Raw genomic sequence first — 21,180 nt, forward strand, 5'->3', positions numbered from 1 at the left:
ACGCGGTAATATAGACAGAAGTCCGGAACGGCGGGACAATCCGCTGCCACATCCTTGAACCCTAGGGGAGAAAATGCTGCTCCAGCAGATCGCCATGACCGTTGCCGAAGGCGGAGAACACGCACCCGCTCCGATCTGGGCTGAGCCGTGGGTGTTCGGCGCATCCATTTTCGCCATCCTGCTGGTGATGATGTTCGTTACGCTCTCCTACTCGAACCTGGGCAACCGGCACACCGTAACGGATGAGCACGCCGATCCGCACCGCCAGCACCCCAACAAGCACGACCACGGCCAAGGCCACTGAAATTTCCCGTGTTCTGCACCGTGATGGTGCGCAAAGGCGGCTGCGGCTGGGCGTGATGGGCGGGACGTTTGATCCCATCCACCACGGCCACCTTGTTGCAGCCAGCGAAGTGGCCGCCAAGTTCAGCCTGGATGAAGTGGTCTTTGTCCCCACCGGGCAGCCGTGGCAAAAGTCGCACAAGCAGGTCAGTGAGCCTGAGCACCGCTACCTCATGACGGTGATCGCCACGGCATCGAACCCCCGCTTCACCGTCAGCAGGGTGGATATTGACCGGCCCGGTCGCACGTATACCATTGATACCTTGCGGGATCTCCGGACCCAGCGTCCGGATGCGGATCTGTTCTTCATTACCGGTGCGGATGCACTGGCGCAGATTCTTTCCTGGAAGGACATCGACGAGCTGTGGTCACTGGCCCATTTTGTCGGTGTGACACGGCCGGGACATGTGCTTGATGGCATGGGCCGCAAGGACGTCAGCCTCCTCGAGGTGCCGGCCATGGCCATCTCGTCCACGGACTGCCGTGTCCGTGTAGCCGGGAACAACCCCGTCTGGTACCTCGTGCCGGACGGAGTGGTCCAATACATCGCCAAATATGGTCTGTACGCCGAGGGATCAGATCCCCAGGACGTCCGAACTACCGAAACAGACGAGCCAGCCAGTACTGAATGAGTCCTCAATGAGTCAGGAAAAGCCCCCCGTCCGCAGCCGCCGCGAACTGCGGCAGGCCAGAGATGAGAACACGGCTCCCGGGTCCAACGGCCCGGGCCAGGTTTCGCCTGCCTCAAAACAACGGCGCGCGGCTGACGCCCCGGTGGATTCCGTCCCCGAGCAGTCCCAAGCGCAGCGGTCCTCGCAGATCCGGGCCCGCGACCGCGCGGCGCTGCGTGCCATCAAAGAACTCGAGGAGAAAGAGGGCCAGCTTTCCGCAGGAGGCCCTCCCACGCGCAGGCAGTTGCGGCTCCAGCAACTGAAGGAACAGGCCGTCACCTCGGCCAATCCCATCATTCCCGCTCCCATGGGGCAGCCTTTGCCAAGCCAACCCGCGCCGAGCCAACCTAAGCCAGGCCAAGCCAAGCTGGGTCAAGCGAAGACAGCCCCAACGAGGCCAGGTCACGACACCGCTGTATCCGCCGATATGGCCGGGCCCGCCGCGCCGGCGAACGGTGCAGGTGTTCCGGCTGGCATGAGCGTGGAGCAGGCACTCGCAGCCCGCGCGCTTATTGCCGAGCAGGCCAAGAACCAGCTGGCCAAGATGGAACACATCGCCTCGCTGGACCCCGAAGCAGTGGATCCGGACATCCTTGCGGAACAGATCGCCTTGGCCGAGCGCGCGGCGGTGCTTAACCGCCGGGCGATGGCCAAGCGGAAGCTGGCCGAGCAGGCCGCCACTGCCCAGCCAGTATCAGTACCCACGCAGGCTCCCAATCCGCAGGCCGCGGCCACGCAATCCGTTCCCCAGACGGGCCCGGCCACCGCCGACAACCTGGCCATGGTCACGCCGCTGGAATTCGTGCAGGTACCCGGCGTCGACCGTCCTGTGATGAAACCCCCGGCGACCTCCTACGTGCCGCTGGCGACCCAGGCCGGACCAAAGGTCCGGCCAGGCGGCAAGGGCCGCAGGCCGTCCACTACGTCCAAAGAGCCGGCCGCGGGTTCTGCGCAGGCGGCCGCGTCGGGCCGTTCCCGGGTGATCGCCCGTGCGGAAGCTGCTGCCAGGGCCGCCGCGGCACCGAAGCGCGTCGTCCCCGTCCAGCCCATCACGGCCTCTACGCCAGTGGGGGAGACGGGCGATCTGTTCGATGACCTGCCGCGCATCCCGGCACGGTCAGCGCATGGGCTGGAGCCGCTGGATGCGGCAACGGCCGGCCTGGCCCGTGCGAAGCGGCTCAGGCTTATGCAGGTCCTCGTCCTGGCTTTTGGGATCGTGGCCCTTATTTCCGGCGTTATCCTCATCGTCAGCGGCATCTCCAGCTGACCAGGCAACGCCCTTTTACAAAGCTTTAGAAAACTACAAGGAGTCCCATGACTGCAACAGATTCATCCATCGCCATTGCCCGCCAAGCCGCCAAGGCAGCCGCGGACAAGATTGCCCACGACATTGTGGCCCTCGATGTCAGCGAACGGCTGGCACTGGCGGACGTCTTCCTCATCGCATCCGCGCCGAGCGAGCGCCAGGTCAACGCCATCGTTGACGGCATCGAAGAAGAACTTTCCAAGCAGGACCTCCGTCCGGTACGCCGCGAAGGCCGCTCCGGCGGGCGCTGGGTACTGCTGGATTACTCGGACATCGTCATCCACGTCCAGCATGAAGAGGACCGCGTTTTCTACGCCCTGGAGCGCCTGTGGAAGGACTGCCCAGTGGTTGACCTGCAGCTGGGCGAGGACACGTCAGCCAAGGCGACGGCGGCCTCCGACTCCGAATAGCAGGCCTTGCCGGCCCGAATATGCCCGATTTGGAATTTTCGGAAAAGCTGGTCTAAGATATTTGAGTTGCTCCGGGGAGACCGCGGAGTAACGAAGGTCCGGGGCTGTGGCGCAGCTGGTAGCGCACCTGCATGGCATGCAGGGGGTCAGGGGTTCGAGTCCCCTCAGCTCCACCGGATAATCCGCCGGAATCGAAAGATTCCGGCGGATTTTTTGTTGCAGGAAAATGCGCCTCCCGATTGGCGCAGCGCGCAGATTTCTATTAAGCTGATCAGGTTGCTTCGGGCGGTCTGAACCGCGGAGAAGCACAAGTTTGGGGCTGTGGCGCAGCTGGTAGCGCACCTGCATGGCATGCAGGGGGTCAGGGGTTCGAGTCCCCTCAGCTCCACCAAACAGGACGCAGGTCCGTAAAAAAATGAGCCACCCGGTCGGGTGGCTCATTTTTTGTCTCCCAAGCAGGGAGCCCGGAGAACTGGGCGCCCAGTAGTGAGTGCTTAGATCCAATCACTCCGGCGCAGCGGCGGCCCGTCCCCGCCGGCACGCTGGACCAGGACCTGGTTGACGCCCGTGATCCCGGTTTCAAAGCCCAGGGCACTTGAGGCCATGTAGAGCCGCCACACCCGCGCCCGGCCCAGGCTGGTGAGCCGGACGGCTTCGTCCCAGTTCTCTTCGAGCCTGCGCACCCACGCCCGCAGGGTCAGCGCATAGTGCTGGCGCAGGGCCTCCACGTCCAAGACCTCGAACCCGCCGGTCTCCAGTGCGCTGACCATCTCGCCCAGGCTGATCATCTCGCCGTCCGGAAAGACATAGCGCGGAATGAACGAATCCGGGTCGGGCTTGATGGGGCCGGCGTTCCAGGAGATGGCGTGGTTGAGCAGCCGGCCGCCGGGACGGAGCAAGCCGTGGAGCACGTCGACATAGTTGGGTGTCTGTTCCCGGCCCACGTGTTCGGACATGCCGATGGAGCTGATGGCGTCGAACGGCCCGTCGGCGATATCCCGGTAATCCTGGACCCGGATGTCGATGTTTTCGGTCAGGCCGGCGTCGGCCGCACGTTTGCGCGCCAGCACGGCCTGTTCGGTGGAGAGCGTCACGCCCACCACCGAGACGCCGTAATGCTGCGCCGCGTGCAACGCGAAGCTGCCCCAGCCGCACCCCACGTCCAGTACCCTCATCCCGGGCTTCAGCCCAAGCTTCCGGCAGACGAGATCCAGCTTGGCCTTCTGCGCGTCATCCAGTCCTGCCGGAAGGCCCCGTTCGGCAGGGGTGCCGCCGCCGTCTGGTCCATCCGCCCACACAGCGCACGAGTAGACCATTGAGGGTCCCAGCACGAGGGCGTAAAAGTCGTTGCCGACGTCGTAATGGTGCGAGATGGCCGCGGCGTCGCGCTTCCGGGTGTGGCGCCGGCCCTTCCGCATGACCTTGGCCTCCTCCGGCGGCGGAGCAGGGTTGGGGCCCAGCGCGCCCAGCCGGACCGCCGTGCTGACCAGCGTGGCCAGTTCACGCGGAGTCGGGGGCCGGAAGGGGCCGGGTTCGGAAAACTTGCCCACCGAGCTGAGCGCCGTGAAGGCTGCAAAGATGTCGCCGGGGGCAGCGATGTCCCCGGCGACATAGGCGCGGCTGAGCCCGAGCTGCCCCGGCGACCACAGGATCCGGCGCAGGGCGCGGCGTGACCTGAATTCGAGGACCGGGGCCTCGGGTGGCCCCGCCTCGGACCCGTCCCACGCCCGCACCCTCAGCGGTATCTCCGTCGTCCCCAGGACGATGCCCAGTGCGTTCGCCAGCAGCGACGCTGCCCCTTTTTCTGTTTTCATGGTCCTCGCCTTTCGTCCGCCTAGGCCCAACAGTACGACGCCGGCGCGCACCTGTCAGCGCAGTGGCGCGATTATCATGGGGGAGTGAATGAGACGTTGCCACCGTGCCCCGAATGCTCCAGCGCCTACACCTACGAGATGGGTGCGCTACTGGTCTGCCCGGAATGCGGCCACGAGTGGTCCGCCCAGGCGGCGGAGGCCACGGCAGAGGCCGGGCCGAGGGTCATCAAGGATGCAGTGGGCAACATCCTCGCCGACGGCGACACGGTCACGGTGACCAAGGACCTGAAAATCAAGGGCAGCTCCGGTGTCATCAAGGTTGGCACCAAAGTCCGCGGGATCCGGCTGATGGACGGTGTGGGCGATCACGACATCGACTGCAAGGTGGACGGCGTGGGGCCGATGCAGCTCAAATCCTCCGTGGTGAAGAAGGTCTAGCCGGAACCGGTCAGGGACATGGACTACGGAACCACCGACGTTGTGGTCATCGGCGCGGGCCAGGCGGGACTCTCCGCCGCCTACCACCTGCAGCGCCGAGGGGTTGAATACAAGGTCCTCGACGCCGAGGAAGGCCCGGGCGGCGCCTGGCGCCACCGCTGGAAAAGCCTGGTCATGGCGACGGTCAACGGCATCAGTGACCTTCCCGGCATCGCGAAGCCTGACGTGGATCCCACGGAACCCAGCTCGGAGTTCCTGAGCCGGTACTTCGCCGGCTACGAGCGGGACCTCGGAATTGAGGTCCTGCGCCCGGTCAAGATCACCTCGGTCGCTAGGGAAGACGCCGATCCGGCGGGGCGCCTGCGGATCAGCACCGACAGCGGCGACTGGTCAGCGAAGGCGGTCATCAACGCAACCGGTACGTGGACCCGGCCGTTCTGGCCCATCTACCCGGGCCGGGCCACGTTCCGGGGCCGGCAACTGCACGTGGCCGATTACGTCTCCGCCGAGGAGTTCCGCGGCCTGCACGTCATCGTCGTGGGAGGCGGCATTTCCGCCGTCGGGCTTCTGGAGGAGGTCTCGCAGGTGACCAGCACCAGCTGGTTCACCCGGCGGGAACCCGACTGGCGTGACGCCGCGTTCGACGCCCAGGCCGGCCACAACGCCGTCGCCCTCGTGGAGGAGCGCGTGCGGCAGGGCCTGCCGCCGCAAAGCGTGGTGGCCGTGACCGGCCTCATCTGGACCCCGGCGCTGAGGGCGGCAGCGCAACGGGGTGCGCTGGACCGTCGCCCCATGTTCACCGCGATAGAGCCCGACGGCGTCCGGCTCGCCGTCGGGAGCCTGCTCCGTGCCGACGTCATTCTGTGGGCCACCGGATTCCGTGCCGAGCTCGAGCATCTGGCGCCGCTGCATCTCCGGGGACCCGGCGGCGGCATCGCCATGGAAGGGACCCAGGTGGCAGCTGAACCGCGCGTCCATCTGGTGGGGTACGGGCCGTCGTCGTCCACCATCGGCGCCAACAGGGCGGGCCGGGCGGCCGTCACCGCCATCCTCAAACTGCCCGCGCTTGCACCAACCGCATCAACAACCAGTACATGACCAGACGGCAGGAACCAGTGGCACAGAACACTCTTGAGGACATCTTCGGCACGCTCCGGCGCCACCCGGATGTCGAAGCCCCGAACCTCCAGGCCTGGGACGCCACGGACCGGCAGCTGCTCGAAGCCGCCGCAGCGCGCACGGAACCGGGTACCCGGCTGGCAGTGATCGGCGACCGCTACGGTGCTCTCACCCTCGGTGCGCTGGGCACGCTGGGGGTCAGCCGGGTCCGTGTGCATGAGGATCTCATCACTGGGGAGCGCGCCCTGCGGAACAACGCTGCGGCTGTGGGGCTCGCAGCGGCGGATCCCGGAGCCATTGACGCCACCGGGTTCGAACAATTGCCGCTGGGGGAGGAGCTGCTGTCCGGCGCGGAGTTGGTGCTGCTTCAACTGCCGCGGACGCTGGCGGAGCTTGAAGAAATCGCAGCCGCCGTGGCGCGTTATGCCGCCCCTGACGTGGTGCTGCTCGCCGGCGGGCGGATCAAACACATGTCCCTGGGAATGAACGCGGTCCTGGAACGCCACTTCGAGACGGTCCAGCCGCAGCTGGCGCGGCAGAAGTCCCGGATCATCCTGGCCCGCGGCGCCCGGCAAACTGAGACGCACGAGTGGAGTCCCGCCGTCGAACGCCTTGCCGAGCTGGACCTGGACGTTGCTGCGCACGGTGCCGTCTTTGCTGGAGCGAAACTGGACATCGGGACCAGGTTCCTCCTGACCTTCCTGCCGGAGATGCCTGAAGCCGGGCACGCCATCGATCTGGGCTGTGGCACCGGCATCCTCGCCGCCATGTACGCCCGCCAGAACCCGGCCTCAAGGGTCACGGCCACGGACCGGTCTGCCGCCGCCGTCGCGTCCGCCCGGGCCACGGCGCAGGCCAACGGCCTCGAGGAGCGGATTACCGCCCTCCAGGATGACGCCATGAGCACCCTCCCGGCCGGAAGCGCCGACCTGATCCTGCTGAATCCGCCCTTCCACCTGGGCGCCAGTGTGCATGCCGGGGCGGGCATTAAACTGTTCGAGGCGGCGGCCAGGGTCCTGGCGCCGGGCGGTGAGCTGTGGACGGTGTTCAACCGGCACTTGCAGTACCTCCCGGCGCTGGAGCGGCTGGTGGGTCCCACCACTGTGAGGGGCGGCAATCCAAAGTTCACGGTGGCGGTCAGCACCCGGCGGCCATAGGCGTGCCAGCACGGCAAGGTGGCGCCCCGGCCGCGGCGCGGCCTCACCTCCGGCTCTGGGCGTTGATCAGGAGGTAACGTACCATTCAGACATAATCATGAATACGCGGCCGAAAACCTAGGGGAGACCGTGCCAGAAATCCGCCAGTCCTCGGCGCCACGGCGCGGGACTAATCTTCCGCGCATGGGGGACTTCAACCTCACGGTCATCCTGGATGCCATCCGCCGGTCATCCGGGGGGCTCAGCCGCGTGGAGCTCGCCCAGATTGTGGGCCTCTCGCCGCAGACCATCTCCAACATCTCCCGCCGCCTGCTGGACCAGCACCTGATCGTCGAAGCGGGCAAAGAAGGCAGCGGCCCCGGCAAACCGCGCACCATGCTTCGCCTCAACCCGGGCGGAATGTATGCCATCGGCGTCCACCTGGACCCCGCCGTCACCACGTTCGTGGTCCTCGATCTTGTGGGCGCCGTTGTACAGCATTCACGGATTAGGACACCCGGCGGGAGTGATCCTGCAGCCGTTATATCCACCATGGCCACCGAGATCGAGCACCTCGTTGCCGAGTCCGGCGTGGACACCAGCCGGATCGCCGGCCTGGGCCTGGCCGCTCCGGGACCCATCGACCTGGACAACGGCACCGTGGTGGACCCGCCGCTGCTGCCGGGCTGGGACCGCGTGGAACTTCGGGACGCCCTGGCCAAAGCCACCGGCTATTCCGTCCTGGTGGATAAGGACGTCACCAGCGCCGCCGTCGCCGAGACATGGGCCGGCGGGCCCAGCGGCTCGGGCACTTTCATCTTTATGTACATGGGCACGGGTATCGGCTGCGGCATCGTCCTCAACGATGAGGTGGTCCGTGGAACATCAGGAAACGCCGGCGAGATCGGCCACATAGTGGTGGACCCCGATGGCCCGGTCTGCGACTGCGGACTGCGCGGCTGCGTTAAGTCCTCAGCCATCCCGCAGGTGCTCGTGGCGGAGGCCGTTGCCGCCGGCATCCTGGACGGCTCCGGCAAGCACACCAGCGGAGCCGAAGTGCAGCAGAGCTTCTCCCAGCTGTGCGACCTTGCCGATGCCGGCGATGCCAAGGCCCTGGCGATCATCGACAAGTCAGCCGTGCTGGTGGCCCGGGCCGTCTCCGTGGTCGCCAACACGCTGGATGTGGAGCGGGTTGTGTTCGGCGGGCCCTTCTGGAGCCGGATCGCTGACCGCTACCTGGAGAAGATCCCGGCGCTGGTGGACGCCAACAGCGCGGCGCGCCTGATCCACACCATCGAGGTTGTCGGCACGGGCGTCGGTGAGGACGTGGGCGCCGTTGGAGCTGCCTGCCTTGTCCTGGAGCATACACTGGCGCCCCGGGCGCAGCGGCTTCTCCTGGAAGTCTGAACCGGGGCTCCTTGCCAGTGGCAGGAGCCCCATCTAGCATGTGGATATCGCCGCGGCTGGGGGCCCGCAGACACAGGGGACGGCAGCCATTGACCGAAATGGAGCATCATGCGTCGTCAGGCCCTTGGAATCACGTCACTCATTGCCGCCGCAGCCTTTGTGCTGACGGCATGTTCCCCCGCCGCCCCCGAAGCGGAGACCAAAACGCTGAAGGTGGTCTACCAAAAGACCGATTCCTTCACTGCCCTGGACACGCTCTTCCAGGCGGCCAAACAGGAGTTTGAGGCCGCCAACCAGGGCGTCACGGTGGCTCTGGAGCCCATCCAGGCGAACGACGACGACTACGGCACCAAGCTTGCCCTCGCTCTCCGTTCGCCCTCCACCGCCCCGGATGTCTTCTATGAGGACACCTTCAAGGTGCGTTCCGACGTCGACGCCGGGTACCTCCTGAAACTGGACAGCCACCTTGAGGGGTGGAAGGACTGGGATACCTTCGATGCTGGCGCCAAGGCCGCCGGCCTTGGGGACGACGGCGGCACGTACGCGGTCCCGCTGGGCACCGACACGCGAGCTATCTGGTACAACAAGAAGGTGCTCACCGCCGCAGGCGTCAGCGTCCCGTGGGAGCCCCGCACATGGCAGGACGTCCTGGACACCGCCCGGAAAATCAAGGCCAGCGATCCCAGCGTGGTGCCGTTCAACATGTACGCCGGCAAGGCCTCCGGTGAAGGCACCGTGATGCAAAGCTTCTATGAGCTGCTCTACGGAACGGACTCCGAACTCTACGACGCCGACGCCAAGAAATGGGTGGTCGGTTCCCCCGGGTTCACCGACTCGTTGGGGTTCCTCAAGACCCTCTACGACGAAAAACTGGCCGTCTCCCCGGCGGAGGCCCTCGACGCGAATGTGTGGAAGAAGGTCTTCGGCGAGTGGCTGCCGCAGGGCAAGATGGGCGCCACTGTTGAGGGTTCCTATACGCCGTCCTTCTGGCAGAAGGGCGGCAGCTACGAATGGGCCGGGTACGGGCAGGACATGGGCGTGACGGCGTTCCCCACCCAGAACGGTCAGGCACCCGGCGGTGTCAGCATGTCCGGCGGCTGGACCCTGGCGGTAGGGGCGGAGACCAAAAACCCAGACCTCGCGTTTGAGTTCCTCGCCACGGCCCTGAACCAGAAGAATTCCCTGGCCTTCAACATCGCCAGCTCCCAGATCGCCGTGCGGAAGGACGTCGCCGCCGACGCCGGCTACCAGGCGGCCAACCCGTTTGTGAAGGACGTGTCCGAGCTTGTGGCCGTCACGCACTACCGGCCAGCCACGGCCGACTACCCGCGGATCTCCGCGGCCGTCCAGGAGGCCACGGAAGCTGTGATTACCGGGGCGAAATCCCCGGAGCAGGCGGCCGCCGACTATGACGCGGCGGTGAAGGGCATCGTGGGTGAGGCCAAGACCGTCGCCCAATAGCCTGTGGCGGTTTCCCTCAGGAGTGACCGGTCTGGCAACCGGCGGCGTCGCCCCGGACTCCGGCGTCAGGCACGGCTGCTCCCCGTACTCCCGGCAGTGGTTCTGCTGCTGGTGTTTTTGGCCGGTCCCGTGCTGTGGGCCTTCCACGCGTCATTCACCAATGCAGCCCTGACCGGCCGCAATGCCCGCAGTCCCGGTTGGATCGGGTTCGACAACTACGCCAGGCTCCTGTCGGACCCCATGCTGCCGCTCTCGCTGGGCCTGACTGTCCTGTTCGTGGGCGGCTCTGCTATCCTGGGCCAGAACCTGCTGGGGCTCACCCTCGCGGTGCTGATGCGGCGGGCCCGCCGGACGGTGGCCGCCGTCGTCGGTACTGCGGTGGTGGCTGCGTGGGTGCTGCCCGAGATCGTGGCCGCCTTCGCCGCCTATGCGTATTTCAGCCGCGACGGGACCCTGAACCAGCTGCTGGGCGGGCTGGGGCTAGGGCAGACCGACTGGCTGTATTCGTTCCCGATGGTCGCCATTCTGCTTGCCAACATCTGGCGTGGCACGGCGTTCTCCATGCTCGTCTACCGCGCCGCGCTCAATGACATCCCCGGTGAGGTCACGGAGGCCGCGCTGATGGACGGTGCCGGGGGCTGGCAGCGGCTGGCCTTCATCACCATCCCCATGATCCGCGGCAGCATCGCCACCAACCTCATGCTCATCACTCTGCAGACGCTGGCGGTGTTCACCCTCATCTGGGTGATGACAGCGGGCGGTCCTGCCAACGCCAGCACCACGCTGCCGGTGCTGGCGTACCTGGAGGCCTTCAAGTTCGGCGACATCGGCTACGGCACGGCGGTGGCCTCGGTGCTCATCCTCATTGGCGTGGTGTTCGGTGCCGCCTACGTCCGGCTCCTGCGGGAGACCAAACCATGACGACGACGGCGGGGACCTCCGCACGGGGGCAGCTCCGGTCCGGGACTGGCGCAGTTTCCCGCGCCCAGCAGCGTGCCCGGATGCCGGCGGACGTTTCCCTCATCCTGATCGGTGCCTGCTTTGTCCTGCCGCTGCTCTGGCTGGTGTTTGCGTCCCTTGATGCCTCCGCCGGGCATGAGACAAGGCTCCCCGGTAGGGTCTCCCTGGAAAACTTTGCCGCCATCATGACACCGGGGCTGCTGTTCCAGCCGCTTTGGAACAGCATCGTGCTGTCCGCCGGCACGGCCGCCGTGAACCTCGTGGCAGCCGTCCTGGCTGCCTACCCGCTGTCCCGATACCAGTCCAGGTTCAACAAGCCGTTTATGTACACCATCCTGTTTGGAACCTGCCTTCCCATCACGGCCATCATGGTGCCGGTGTACGGGTTGTTTGTGCAGCTTCAACTGCTGGATTCGATGCCCGCCACGATCTTTTTTATGGCCACCACCACGTTGCCCATGGCCGTCTGGATGACCAAGAACTTCATGGACGCGGTTCCGGTGTCGCTGGAGGAAGCAGCCTGGGTGGACGGTGCGTCAGGTTTGACGGCGCTGCGGACCATCCTCCTGCCCCTGATGCGGCAGGGACTGGGTGTGGTGTTCATTTTTGTGTTCATCCAGGCCTGGGGGAACTTCTTCGTCCCGTTCGTGCTGCTCCTGTCCGAAGCCCGGCAGCCAGCGGCGGTGTCGATCTTCAGCTTCTTCGGACAGCACGGCGCAGTGGCGTACGGCCAGCTGGCCGCCTTTTCCATCCTGTATTCAGTCCCGGTGCTGGCTCTCTATGTCATCGTGGCCAGGGGCGCGGGGAGTTCCTTCGCGCTCTCGGGTGCGGTCAAGGGCTAGTGCTGCGCGGCTTGCGAAGCCGGCCGGAACCTCAGTCGATGTCCTCCACCACCACGCCGAAGGGGATGCTGTCATCGAGGTGGGCCTGGTGGCCGGTGGGACCCGCGTTGTAGGTAACCCGGACACCATGGGATTTGTCGGCAGCGGACTGCTGCAGAACAGGCTTGACGGCAAGGATGAACCGCTCGCTCTTGTCGGCGAGAAACTCTTTGTAACTGGCTGGAAGCTCACTCATGGCAAAAGAATAGACCTGCAGAGCCGCGATGGGGAGGGGTCTCCATTGCGGCCGCACCGGGAGGTGTCTTGGATAGGATGGCGGACGGAGTGCAGCCGCACGGCAGCACACCCGGGCTAACATCCGTAGACCACCAGCCATCAGGGGGAAATCCATTGCTTCAAACCAGTGCGCCCGCACGAATCGAACCGGCGGAACTGGCCCGTGCACAGCAGGTAGTGGCGAACATTTCCCGCAGCTTCGATGCCAAAGTGGTGGGCCAGGCACGGCTGCGTGAATCCCTGCTGGTGGGCCTGATGACCGGTGGGCACATCCTGCTGGAAAGCGTTCCGGGCCTGGCGAAGACCACCGCCGCCCAGACCGTGGCCGAAGCAGTCAGCGCAGAGTTCCGCCGGATACAGTGCACGCCGGACCTGCTCCCCAGCGACATCGTGGGCACGCAGATCTACGACGCCGCCAAGGGCACCTTCATCACGCAGCTGGGGCCGGTGCACGCCAACATCGTCCTGCTTGATGAGATCAACCGCTCCAGCGCCAAGACCCAAAGCGCCATGCTGGAGGCCATGCAGGAGCGGCAGACCTCCATCGGGGGAGAGGAGTACCGGCTGCCGTCCCCGTTTATGGTGCTGGCCACGCAGAACCCCATCGAGCAGGAAGGCACGTACCAGCTGCCGGAGGCGCAGATGGACCGCTTTATGCTCAAGGACGTGCTGGACTACCCCACGCCGGCCGAGGAAACGGAAATCATCCGCCGGATCGACGCCGGGGTCTTCAGCGCCGAGCAGAAGCCGGCGGCCGCCGCCTCACTGGACGCCGTCATCGGCGTCCAGGCTCTCGTGAAGCGGATCTATATCGACCCGGCCGTCATCAACTACATCGTGGGCCTGGTGTTCGTCACCCGGAACGCCGGGCAGTACATCGACCAGCGGCTCGCCGGCTTCATCGAGTTCGGCGCCAGCCCGCGCGCCAGCATTGCCTTCAGCCAGGCCGCCCGGGCAGTGGCACTTCTCAACGGCCGGGACCACGTGATCCCGGAGGACGTGAAGTCCCTCGCCCACCGTGTGCTCCGGCACCGCCTCATCCTGGGGTTCGACGCCGTCGCCGAGCAGGTGCCGGTGGAGACGATCATCGACGCGGTCGTGGCCTCTGTCCAGACTCCCTGAGCCAGCAGTGACCAGTCTCCTGCAGCGCGGACCGTCCTGCTGATTGCCGATACAGGCCGAGGCATGGCCGCAGAGTCCCGCGACGGCGAAACCAAAAAGGACATCGCCGTGATGGCATTCGGCGTGGTGGGCTACCTGGCGCACCGGCATGGCGACGTAGTGGGCCTGGTCTGCGGCGACCGCAACGGGACACGCTCCATCCCGGCCAAAGCCGGTGAGCCGCATCTGGAACGGCTCCTGCGCGAGGTTGACTCATCCACCTCCCTGGACTCTGGCCCCAGCAGGATCGAGGACCAGCTGGAGTACGTGGCCCGCAACGTCAAGGGCCGGTTCCTGCTGTTTGTGGTGTCCGACGAACATGCCGCCGGCCCCGACACGGAACAGCTGCTCCGCCGCCTCCGTGCCCAGCATGAGGTCCTCTGGCTCACCATCCGGGACGCTGACTTGGCCGGGGAAGGAAACACCGGCCAGGACGCCTTCAGCGTGGCAGACTCGTCGATGCTGCCAGCACACCTGGCAGCCTCCCCGGCAGTCGCGGCGGCCTATGCCAAGGCAACAGGGGAACGGGACGCCGCCCGGCAGGCCATGCTCCGCCGCGCCGGCATTACCCAAGGCCACGTGACCGGCAGCAGTGCGGTCATGACGGAACTCTTCGCCCTCCTGGAAAGGCACCGGCGTGCAGGCTGACCCGGGCATCTACGGACCCCTCCAGTACAGCCAGGCGTGGCTGTGGACAGGGCTCGCCCTACTGGCAGCGGTCCTGGGCTGGTACGCGTTCGTTTTCCTGAGCACGCGCGAACCGAAGGTGCCGGAGCAGGCGCCCCGGTTCGCGCCGCCGTCGGACCTTGCGGGCCTCAAGGAGGCCTACCTGCAAAGGATCGACGCCGTCACGGCAGACGCCGCCGCCGGGCTGCTGACCGCACGGGAGGCGCACCAGGAACTTAGCCTGCTGGTCCGCCGGTTCGCCCGCGACGTCACCGGCATTGACGCCCCCAGGATGACCCTTGCGGAGCTGCACGGGCACCCGCTGCCCCCAGTGGCCGAGGTTGTCCGCAAGATCTACCCGGGCGAGTTCGGCCTGGAACCGCTGCCGCCGGTCACGCAATCGGCCGCGACTGCCCGCCAGGCGGTGCGGCAATGGAACTGATGTTCTGGTGGCTGATCCCTCCGGCGCTGGTCATCGCGGCCCTGGCAGGATGGCGCGCCTACCGCCCGGACCGCCACGCAAACGCTCGACGGCGGCCGGTGGCCAATGCGGACCGCCTCACCGCGCTGCCCGAATACCAGGCGGCCCTCCGCCGGCACCGCCGATGGCTGGCCGTAGCCGCTCTCGCAGCCACAACCTTGCTGGTCTCCGCGGTGGCCGCGGCGGCGCGTCCGGTGGAACTGACCACCATCCAGCCGGAGCAACGCAACCGGGACATCATGCTGTGCCTGGACACGTCGGGCTCCATGAGCAGCGCCGACGCGGCCGTGGTGCAGGTGTTTGCCGAACTGGCGAAGGAGTTCGACGGCGAACGGATCGGCCTCACCGTCTTCGACAGCAGCGCCGTCCAGGTCTTCCCCCTCACCGACGACTATGGGTATGTCCAGGAACAACTCCAGCTGGCCCAAAACGCGTTCGAGGGAAGCCCCGGCAGCGCGGGGTTCCTGGACGGCACCTGGAACGGCCGCGGATCGTCACTGATCGGCGACGGCCTGGCATCCTGCGTCAACGGGTTCCCGTACACCGGCGCCGCGGATGCCCGCAGAGCGGAGACCGGCACCCCTGAAGCCGGTCAGCGGCGCTCGCGGTCCATCGTCCTGGCAACGGACAACTACCTGTCCGGCGATCCCATCTTCACCCTGGAACAGGCGGCCGCCCTGGCCAAGGAGCGCGATGTGCGTGTTTACGCCCTGAACCCCGGCGACTTTGACTACGGACCCGGCCCCGGCCAGCCCGGAGCCAGGTTGCGCACAGCGGCCGAAGCCAGCGGTGGGGCGTACCACCAACTGGACAGCCCGGAGGCTGTGGCGGACCTCGTCCATTCCGCGCAGGAAACCGAAGCCACGGCCATGAAGGGAGCACCCCGGGCCGTGGTCTCGGACCGGCCTGAGCTGCCGCTCACGCTGGCACTCCTGTCCGGCCTGGTACTGGCGGGCGCGTCGTGGAGGCTCCGGCCATGACACTGCAACCGATCCTTCCCTGGTGGGTTATGGTCCCGCTCATCGCCGCGACCGTGCTGTTTCTGGTCTGGCGTCTCGTCCAAGCGTCGCGGGTGCAGTCTGCCGGTACACGCCGCGACTGGCTGTTCAGGAGCGCCCTGGTGCTGCTGCTCCTGGCCGCGGCGCTCCGGCCGGGTGTTCCCGGCGGAAGCTCCCAGGCCGCGGCGGCGGATGTCAACGTTTTCTTTGTGGTGGACACCAGCAGCAGCATCGCTGCCGAAGACTACGGCGACGGCTCGCCCCGGCTGGACGGGGTGCGGCAGGACATCATGGCCATCGCGGGTGAACTGGCCGGGCCCCGCTTTTCGCTCCTGACGTTCGACAGCAACGCCATTGTCCGGATGCCCCTCACCACCGACGCCACCGCCCTGGACGCCAGCGTGTCCGTCCTGCATCCGCAGGTCACGGCATTTTCGAAGGGCAGCAGCGTCACCGCTGCCGGAACCTTGCTGGCGGAGCGGCTGCGCGCCGCGCGGGACAGCCATCCCGAACGGGCGTGCCTGGTCTACTACCTGGGCGACGGGGAACAGACCAGCGCCAAGGCGCCGGCGGCGATCAGGCTCGCCGGCGGCCTGGTGGACGGCGGCGCGGTGCTCGGCTACGGCACGGCGGACGGCGGCCGGATGAAGGAAAACACGGGTCAGGGTTCGGGGCAGGACGCCGGCGCAGGCTACATCCAGGACCGGTCGTCCGGAACCGGCAAGGATGCTCTATCGGTCATCGACGAAGGCCGCCTGCAAGGGATTGCCGGTCAGCTGGGGGTGCCCTATGTCCACCGTTCGGCCGGTGACCCGGTGGCGCCGATGATGCAGGCCGCTGATCCCGGGGACTTCCAATGGGCACCGGCGGATGGCGGCGTTGCCGGCCGGACCGAGCTGTACTGGCTCCTCGCCGCTGGAGTGTTCCTGCTGGCTCTCCGCGAAACTTTCCTGGTGCTGCGCCAATGGCGGCAGCTCCGGCCCGGAGCGGGAGTTCGAACATGATGCGGCCAACGCCAACGCCAACGCCAACGCCAACGCCAACGCCAACGCCAACGCCAACGCCAACGCCAACGCCAACGCCAACGCCCACGCCGGCACCCCCGGAACCGGCACCCCAGGAACCGGCACCGCAGAAACAGGCACCGCCAGTGACCTCGCGGGACCGGCGGGAGCGACGCCGTCGGCTGTTGTGGTGGTCTGCGCTGCCCGCACTCCTGGTCCTGTGCCTGGCCGCGAAGATGCTCAGCGTGGGCATCCTCGCCGACACTGCTGCCCGGTCCTTCGCGGCCGGGGACTCCGGCAGCGTGGCGGATGCTGCGGGCGGACTGAGGACCGCCAATTTCATCGAGCCGCACAAGGCGCCGTTCGCCGAGGGTGACGGCCTGTTCCTCGCCGGGGACTTCGCTGGTGCCCGCCAACGTTTCGAGGAAGCACTGTCCCTGGCGGGCCCGGCCGACGAGTGCGTCGTCCGGGTCAACCTGGCCCTCACCATCGAACGCCTCGGTGACGCCGAGGCCAAAACAGAAGATCCGACGGCGGCGGCCCGGCTGTTCGCCGAAGGCGTTGCGGTGGTGGAGGCTGCTCCGGAGGGCTGCTTTGCCTCCGGCGCGGATGCCGGCGCTGATGCCAGCGCCGAATCCGGCGCGGGGGAGCAACTGAAACAGGCGGCGGAGCGGCTGCAGCAAAAGGCCGATGCAGCGGCTGCGGACAACACCACCCCGCAACCGCCGGAAGCGCCTGGGCAGGACGCGCTTCCGGCGGATCCGGGCCAGCAGAGCCAGCTTGAGCAGCTCAGGGACAGCGCCAGGGAAGCCCAAAGCGAGCGGAATTCCGGGCAGGAGCGGGACGAGTACCTCCGGGACGATGGCTTCGGGCCGGGTGTTGACCGGCCCTGGTAACAGGCCAAGGCAGCGGCGGGTCTGCAGTATGCCCCGATGAATCCGTTGACCAATATGGCGAACAAAATTCTGCACCAATGCGAAACACGCCGTAAAGCTGCGTCTTAATTCGGCAGTGGACTTGAAGGGTGCCCCGCGGGCTCCTAGAGTTCTATACAAGTTACCGAGGTAACGTGTCAGCGATCCTCCGATTGTGGAGGGTGTGGGTGCCCCCATGTGGGCCTGACATTTGCTCACGGACAACTTCATTACAGGCGTAACAGTCGCGGCTGCGTCCCTGTGGAGTTTTTCGTGTTCCCAAACTCAAATTCATTCCCGGCTTCACCGTCACATTTGCTGACCGGTAGCCGGCAATGGCCCAAAGCCAAGGACGCAAATGTCACCGCCAAGCCTTATTGAAACGCATCCGAACCTCACCGAGACTGCCCCCGTGGCGCTCTCGTACGAGCTCTTCCCGCCCCGCTCGCCGGCCGCGGCCGAGTCGCTCTGGACCACCATCCGGGAACTGGAAACCACCGAGCCGGACTATGTCTCCGTCACCTACGGTGCCAGTGGCTCGAACCGGGACACCGCCGTCGAACTCATCAACAGGCTCCTCCTGGAAACCACGCTCCGGCCCCTCGCCCACCTCACCTGCGTGGGCAACACGCCGGAGGAACTTGCGGAGATCATCGGCGACCTCCTGGACACCGGGGTCCGGGGCATCCTGGCCCTCCGGGGCGACCAGCCCAAGGACGGTGCACCGCTCGCCGCAGGGTCACTGCGGTATGCGCAGGACCTGATCGAACTTATCCGGCGGGTTGAACAGCGGCGGTCGGCCCTGCTGTGTGCAGGCAAGATCGCCGTGGGCGTCGCCGCGTACCCCACCCGGCACCCGGAATCACCCAGTGAAGCCCACGACGTCGAGGTGCTGCTCGCCAAGCAGCGTTCCGGCGCCGACTTTGCCATCACGCAGGTCTTCTTCCATACCGAGCAGTACGCGAACCTCATCAGCCGCGCACGCCGGGCCGGGGTCACCATCCCCATCATCCCGGGCGTTATGCCGCTCACCAGCCTGCGCCGGGTCACACGGCTCGGCGAACTGACCGGCGTTGAACCGGCACCGGAACTCCTGGCCCGCCTGGCCGCGGCGGACAGCGACAGCGAACGACTCCGGATCGGTGTCCGGGCCACGGTGGACCTGGCCAACGCGGCCCTCGAGGCCGGAGCGCCGGGCATCCACATCTACACCTTCAACGAACACCAGAGCGCGCTGGAGGTGCTGGACAAACTGGCACTTCCGCGCCAGTCCCGTTCAGTTGCCCGCCGCAGCGCCACCCTCCGGCGCCAGCTCGCCAGCTGACCTTCCAACATCCGCCAGACCATTCACAGTTTCCACTAACACTCAAGGAATCTCCCATGACTGAACAGAACACCCCCGCCACTCCGTTCCCGGCCGCGTCACTCCTCGGCTACCCGCGCATCGGCCGCCGCCGCGAGCTCAAAAAGGCCATCGAAGCCTACTGGGCCGGCAAGATCGACGCTGCTGCCCTGGACGCCGCCGCCAAGGGCATCCAGCTGACCATCGCCAAGCGCCTGCAGGAACTGGGCCTCACCGAAGCCGCCGCTGTTCCGGGCACGTTCTCCTACTACGACCAGGTCCTGGACGCCACCGCCCACCTCGGCGCTGTCCCGGCCCGCTTCGGCAAGCTCCTCAACGCCGAAGGCCAGCTCGACATCGACGGCTACTTCACCCTGGCCCGTGGCACCAAGGACCAGCAGCCACTGGAAATGACCAAGTGGTTCGACACGAACTACCACTACCTCGTTCCGGAGATCGGCCCGGAGACCGAGTTCACCCTCGCCTCCAACCGCATCGTTGATGAATTCGAGTTCGCCCTGGCCAACGGCATCGAGACCCGCCCGTACATCGTTGGCCCGGTCACTTACCTGCTGCTCTCCAAGGCTTCAGATGAGGCCCCCGCAGGCTTCGCTCCGCTGTCCCGCCTCGAAGACGTCCTGCCGGTTTACGTACAGCTGCTCGAGAAGCTCGCCGCCGCAGGCGCCAGCTGGATCCAGCTTGACGAGCCCGCACTGGTTGTTGATCAGGACACCCCGGCCGCAGAAATCGAAGCAGCCGTTGCCCGCGCCTACGAAGTCCTCTCCGGTGCAGCCAAGCGCCCGCAGATCCTCGTCTCCACCCCGTACGGCGCCCTCGATGGCCAGCTGGGCACGCTTGCCGCCACCAACATCGACGCCCTGCACATCGACGCCTTCAAGGGTGCGGTCCCCTCCGCAGCGGCCCTGGCCGGCCTTGGCAACAAGACCCTGGTTGCCGGCGTCGTTGACGGCCACAACATCTGGCGCAACGACCTCGCCGTCGCCGCCGCCAAGCTGGACGAACTGAAGGCTGCCGCCGGCCGGATCGCCGTCAGCACCTCTACCTCCACCCAGCACGTGCCGCACGACGTCACTGAAGAAGGCCAGCTCTCCGACGAGCTGCGCAGCTGGCTCGCGTTCGCCGACCAGAAGGCCGTAGAGGTCAAGACCCTCGCGTCCTACCTGGCCGATCCGGCCTCCGCCAAGGCAGCCATCGACGAGGCATCGGCCGTCATCGCCGCCCGCGCCACTGCCGAGGGCGTGCGCCGCGACGACGTCCGTGCCCGCATCGGGGCTCTGACCCCGGCGGACTTCAGCCGCTCCGCCTACGCAGTCCGCGAAGCCGCCCAGGAAGAGGCCCTGCACCTGCCGCCGTTGCCCACCACCACCATCGGTTCCTTCCCGCAGACGTCCGAAATCCGCTCGGCGCGTGCCCGCAACAACAAGGGCGACCTCACCAACGAGCAGTACGAGCAGCTCATGAAGGACGAGATCAAGCGCGTCGTCGAGCTGCAGGAAGAGCTCGGCTACGACGTCCTGGTGCACGGCGAGCCCGAGCGCAACGACATGGTCCAGTACTTCGCCGAGAACCTCGAAGGCTTCGACGTCACGGTCCACGGCTGGGTCCAGTCCTACGGCTCCCGCTGCACCCGCCCGTCCATCCTCTGGGGCGACGTCACCCGCAGCGCCCCCATCACGGTGGCCTGGGCCGAGTACGCCCAGTCGCTGACCAGCAAGCCCATGAAGGGCATGCTCACCGGTCCGGTCACCATCCTGGCCTGGTCCTTCGTCCGCGACGACCAGCCCCTGGGCGAGACCGCCAACCAGGTTGGCCTGGCCCTCCGCGACGAAATCGCGGACCTCGAGGCTGCCGGCATCAAGGTCATCCAGGTGGACGAGCCCGCACTGCGCGAACTCCTGCCGCTGCGCAAGGCCGACCACGCCGCTTACCTGTTGTGGTCAGTGGATTCCTTCCGACTGGCCACCGCCGGTGCGGCCGACGCCACGCAGATCCACACCCACCTCTGCTACTCGGAATTCGGCGTGATCATCGACGCCATTGACGGCCTCGACGCCGACGTCACCTCCATCGAAGCAGCACGGTCCCGCATGGAGGTTGTCCACGACCTCGAGTCCCACGGCTTCGGCCGCGGCGTTGGTCCGGGCGTCTACGACATCCACTCGCCGCGTGTTCCGGGCGAAGCGGAGGTCACTGAACTCCTGGCCACCGCCGTCAAGCACGTCCCGTCACGCCAGCTCTGGGTCAACCCGGACTGCGGCCTGAAGACCCGCGGCTACGCCGAGACCGAAGAGTCCCTGCGCAACCTGGTCAAGGCCACCAAGACGGTCCGCGCCGGCCTGCTGGAGTCCGCGAAGTAACAACACCCGGTGGTTGAGCTTGTCGAAACCTGGACAAGCTCAACCACCGGATAG

The 21,180-nt window shown here is 66.7% G+C and carries 21 protein-coding genes and 2 tRNA genes; 21 read left to right on the forward strand and 2 right to left on the reverse strand.

Going from position 1 to position 21,180, the window contains the following annotated elements; translation table 11 throughout:
* The first annotated feature begins 73 nt into the window (after positions 1-73).
* The 6 genes from NG698_RS09850 to NG698_RS09875 all read left to right on the forward strand — a co-directional run bounded on the left by NG698_RS09850 (position 74) and on the right by NG698_RS09875 (position 3,120).
* The gene (locus tag NG698_RS09850) at positions 74-304 is read left to right on the forward strand and encodes a hypothetical protein (protein WP_252599520.1); all 231 of its coding nucleotides are present in this window, start codon (positions 74-76) and stop codon (positions 302-304) included.
* A complete protein-coding gene (nadD, locus tag NG698_RS09855; protein WP_256470950.1) occupies positions 243-974 on the forward strand; it encodes a nicotinate-nucleotide adenylyltransferase in 732 nt (243 codons plus the stop codon). Before NG698_RS09850 ends, nadD begins: the two co-directional genes overlap by 62 nt.
* Positions 975-981: 7 nt before the next feature.
* Positions 982-2,280 (forward strand): hypothetical protein, encoded by a 1,299-nt coding sequence (locus NG698_RS09860; RefSeq protein ID WP_252609499.1) that lies wholly within the window; start codon positions 982-984, stop codon positions 2,278-2,280.
* A 47-nt stretch (positions 2,281-2,327) separates the two neighbouring features.
* Positions 2,328-2,729, forward strand: a complete 402-nt coding sequence (rsfS, locus tag NG698_RS09865; protein WP_058932218.1) for a ribosome silencing factor — start codon at positions 2,328-2,330, stop codon at positions 2,727-2,729.
* A 100-nt stretch (positions 2,730-2,829) separates the two neighbouring features.
* Positions 2,830-2,902 (forward strand) — tRNA-Ala (locus NG698_RS09870).
* A gap of 142 nt (positions 2,903-3,044) precedes the next feature.
* Positions 3,045-3,120 (forward strand) — tRNA-Ala (locus NG698_RS09875).
* 103 nt (positions 3,121-3,223) lie between these two features.
* Here NG698_RS09875 and NG698_RS09880 read toward each other — a convergent pair.
* A complete protein-coding gene (locus NG698_RS09880) occupies positions 3,224-4,543 on the reverse strand; it encodes an SAM-dependent methyltransferase (protein WP_252609501.1) in 1,320 nt (439 codons plus the stop codon).
* An 84-nt stretch (positions 4,544-4,627) separates the two neighbouring features.
* Between NG698_RS09880 and NG698_RS09885 the strand changes: the two genes are divergently transcribed.
* From NG698_RS09885 to NG698_RS09915, 7 genes are all read left to right on the forward strand, one after another.
* Complete coding sequence (locus NG698_RS09885) at positions 4,628-4,981, forward strand: zinc ribbon domain-containing protein YjdM (RefSeq protein ID WP_252599517.1); 354 nt, start codon at positions 4,628-4,630, stop codon at positions 4,979-4,981.
* A gap of 18 nt (positions 4,982-4,999) precedes the next feature.
* The gene (locus NG698_RS09890) at positions 5,000-6,079 is read left to right on the forward strand and encodes an FAD-dependent oxidoreductase (protein ID WP_252599516.1); all 1,080 of its coding nucleotides are present in this window, start codon (positions 5,000-5,002) and stop codon (positions 6,077-6,079) included.
* A gap of 17 nt (positions 6,080-6,096) precedes the next feature.
* Positions 6,097-7,257 carry a class I SAM-dependent methyltransferase gene (locus NG698_RS09895; RefSeq protein WP_252599515.1) on the forward strand — a complete coding sequence of 387 codons (1,161 nt, stop codon included), beginning with the start codon at positions 6,097-6,099 and terminating at the stop codon, positions 7,255-7,257.
* Positions 7,258-7,440: 183 nt separating this feature from the next.
* Positions 7,441-8,643 (forward strand): ROK family transcriptional regulator, encoded by a 1,203-nt coding sequence (locus NG698_RS09900; protein WP_252609509.1) that lies wholly within the window; start codon positions 7,441-7,443, stop codon positions 8,641-8,643.
* Positions 8,644-8,751: 108 nt separating this feature from the next.
* Entirely contained in the window at positions 8,752-10,104 is a 1,353-nt protein-coding gene (locus NG698_RS09905) for an extracellular solute-binding protein (RefSeq protein ID WP_252609511.1), read from the forward strand.
* A gap of 96 nt (positions 10,105-10,200) precedes the next feature.
* The gene (locus tag NG698_RS09910) at positions 10,201-11,025 is read left to right on the forward strand and encodes a carbohydrate ABC transporter permease (RefSeq protein WP_252609513.1); all 825 of its coding nucleotides are present in this window, start codon (positions 10,201-10,203) and stop codon (positions 11,023-11,025) included.
* On the forward strand, positions 11,022-11,906 hold the full coding sequence (locus NG698_RS09915) for a carbohydrate ABC transporter permease (protein WP_374210090.1): 885 nt from the start codon (positions 11,022-11,024) through the stop codon (positions 11,904-11,906). Before NG698_RS09910 ends, NG698_RS09915 begins: the two co-directional genes overlap by 4 nt.
* 31 nt (positions 11,907-11,937) lie before the next feature.
* On the opposite strand, the gene NG698_RS09920 is transcribed toward NG698_RS09915, so the two are convergent.
* On the reverse strand, positions 11,938-12,141 hold the full coding sequence (locus NG698_RS09920) for a hypothetical protein (RefSeq protein WP_056341538.1): 204 nt from the start codon (positions 12,139-12,141) through the stop codon (positions 11,938-11,940).
* A 155-nt stretch (positions 12,142-12,296) separates the two neighbouring features.
* On the opposite strand from NG698_RS09920, the gene NG698_RS09925 reads away from it, so the two are divergent.
* The 8 genes from NG698_RS09925 to metE all read left to right on the forward strand — a co-directional run bounded on the left by NG698_RS09925 (position 12,297) and on the right by metE (position 21,126).
* Positions 12,297-13,304 carry an AAA family ATPase gene (locus tag NG698_RS09925; protein WP_141140814.1) on the forward strand — a complete coding sequence of 336 codons (1,008 nt, stop codon included), beginning with the start codon at positions 12,297-12,299 and terminating at the stop codon, positions 13,302-13,304.
* Between the two features lie 36 nt (positions 13,305-13,340).
* Positions 13,341-13,991, forward strand: coding sequence for a DUF58 domain-containing protein (locus NG698_RS09930; protein WP_445260434.1), 651 nt, complete (start codon positions 13,341-13,343; stop codon positions 13,989-13,991).
* Complete coding sequence (locus NG698_RS09935) at positions 13,981-14,451, forward strand: hypothetical protein (protein WP_252599510.1); 471 nt, start codon at positions 13,981-13,983, stop codon at positions 14,449-14,451. The genes NG698_RS09930 and NG698_RS09935 overlap by 11 nt, the downstream gene beginning before the upstream one ends.
* Entirely contained in the window at positions 14,442-15,470 is a 1,029-nt protein-coding gene (locus NG698_RS09940) for a vWA domain-containing protein (protein ID WP_252599509.1), read from the forward strand. The genes NG698_RS09935 and NG698_RS09940 overlap by 10 nt, the downstream gene beginning before the upstream one ends.
* Positions 15,467-16,492, forward strand: coding sequence for a vWA domain-containing protein (locus NG698_RS09945; protein WP_252609515.1), 1,026 nt, complete (start codon positions 15,467-15,469; stop codon positions 16,490-16,492). Before NG698_RS09940 ends, NG698_RS09945 begins: the two co-directional genes overlap by 4 nt.
* A gap of 146 nt (positions 16,493-16,638) precedes the next feature.
* The gene (locus NG698_RS09950) at positions 16,639-17,388 is read left to right on the forward strand and encodes a hypothetical protein (protein WP_252609517.1); all 750 of its coding nucleotides are present in this window, start codon (positions 16,639-16,641) and stop codon (positions 17,386-17,388) included.
* A gap of 376 nt (positions 17,389-17,764) precedes the next feature.
* Positions 17,765-18,730: a methylenetetrahydrofolate reductase gene (locus tag NG698_RS09955; RefSeq protein WP_252599506.1), complete on the forward strand. Its 966-nt coding sequence runs from the start codon at positions 17,765-17,767 to the stop codon at positions 18,728-18,730.
* A gap of 56 nt (positions 18,731-18,786) precedes the next feature.
* A complete protein-coding gene (gene metE, locus NG698_RS09960; RefSeq protein ID WP_252609518.1) occupies positions 18,787-21,126 on the forward strand; it encodes a 5-methyltetrahydropteroyltriglutamate--homocysteine S-methyltransferase in 2,340 nt (779 codons plus the stop codon).
* Positions 21,127-21,180: the final 54 nt, after the last annotated feature.

Source organism: Pseudarthrobacter raffinosi, from assembly GCF_023913735.1.
GTDB classification, from domain to species: domain Bacteria; phylum Actinomycetota; class Actinomycetes; order Actinomycetales; family Micrococcaceae; genus Arthrobacter; species Arthrobacter raffinosi.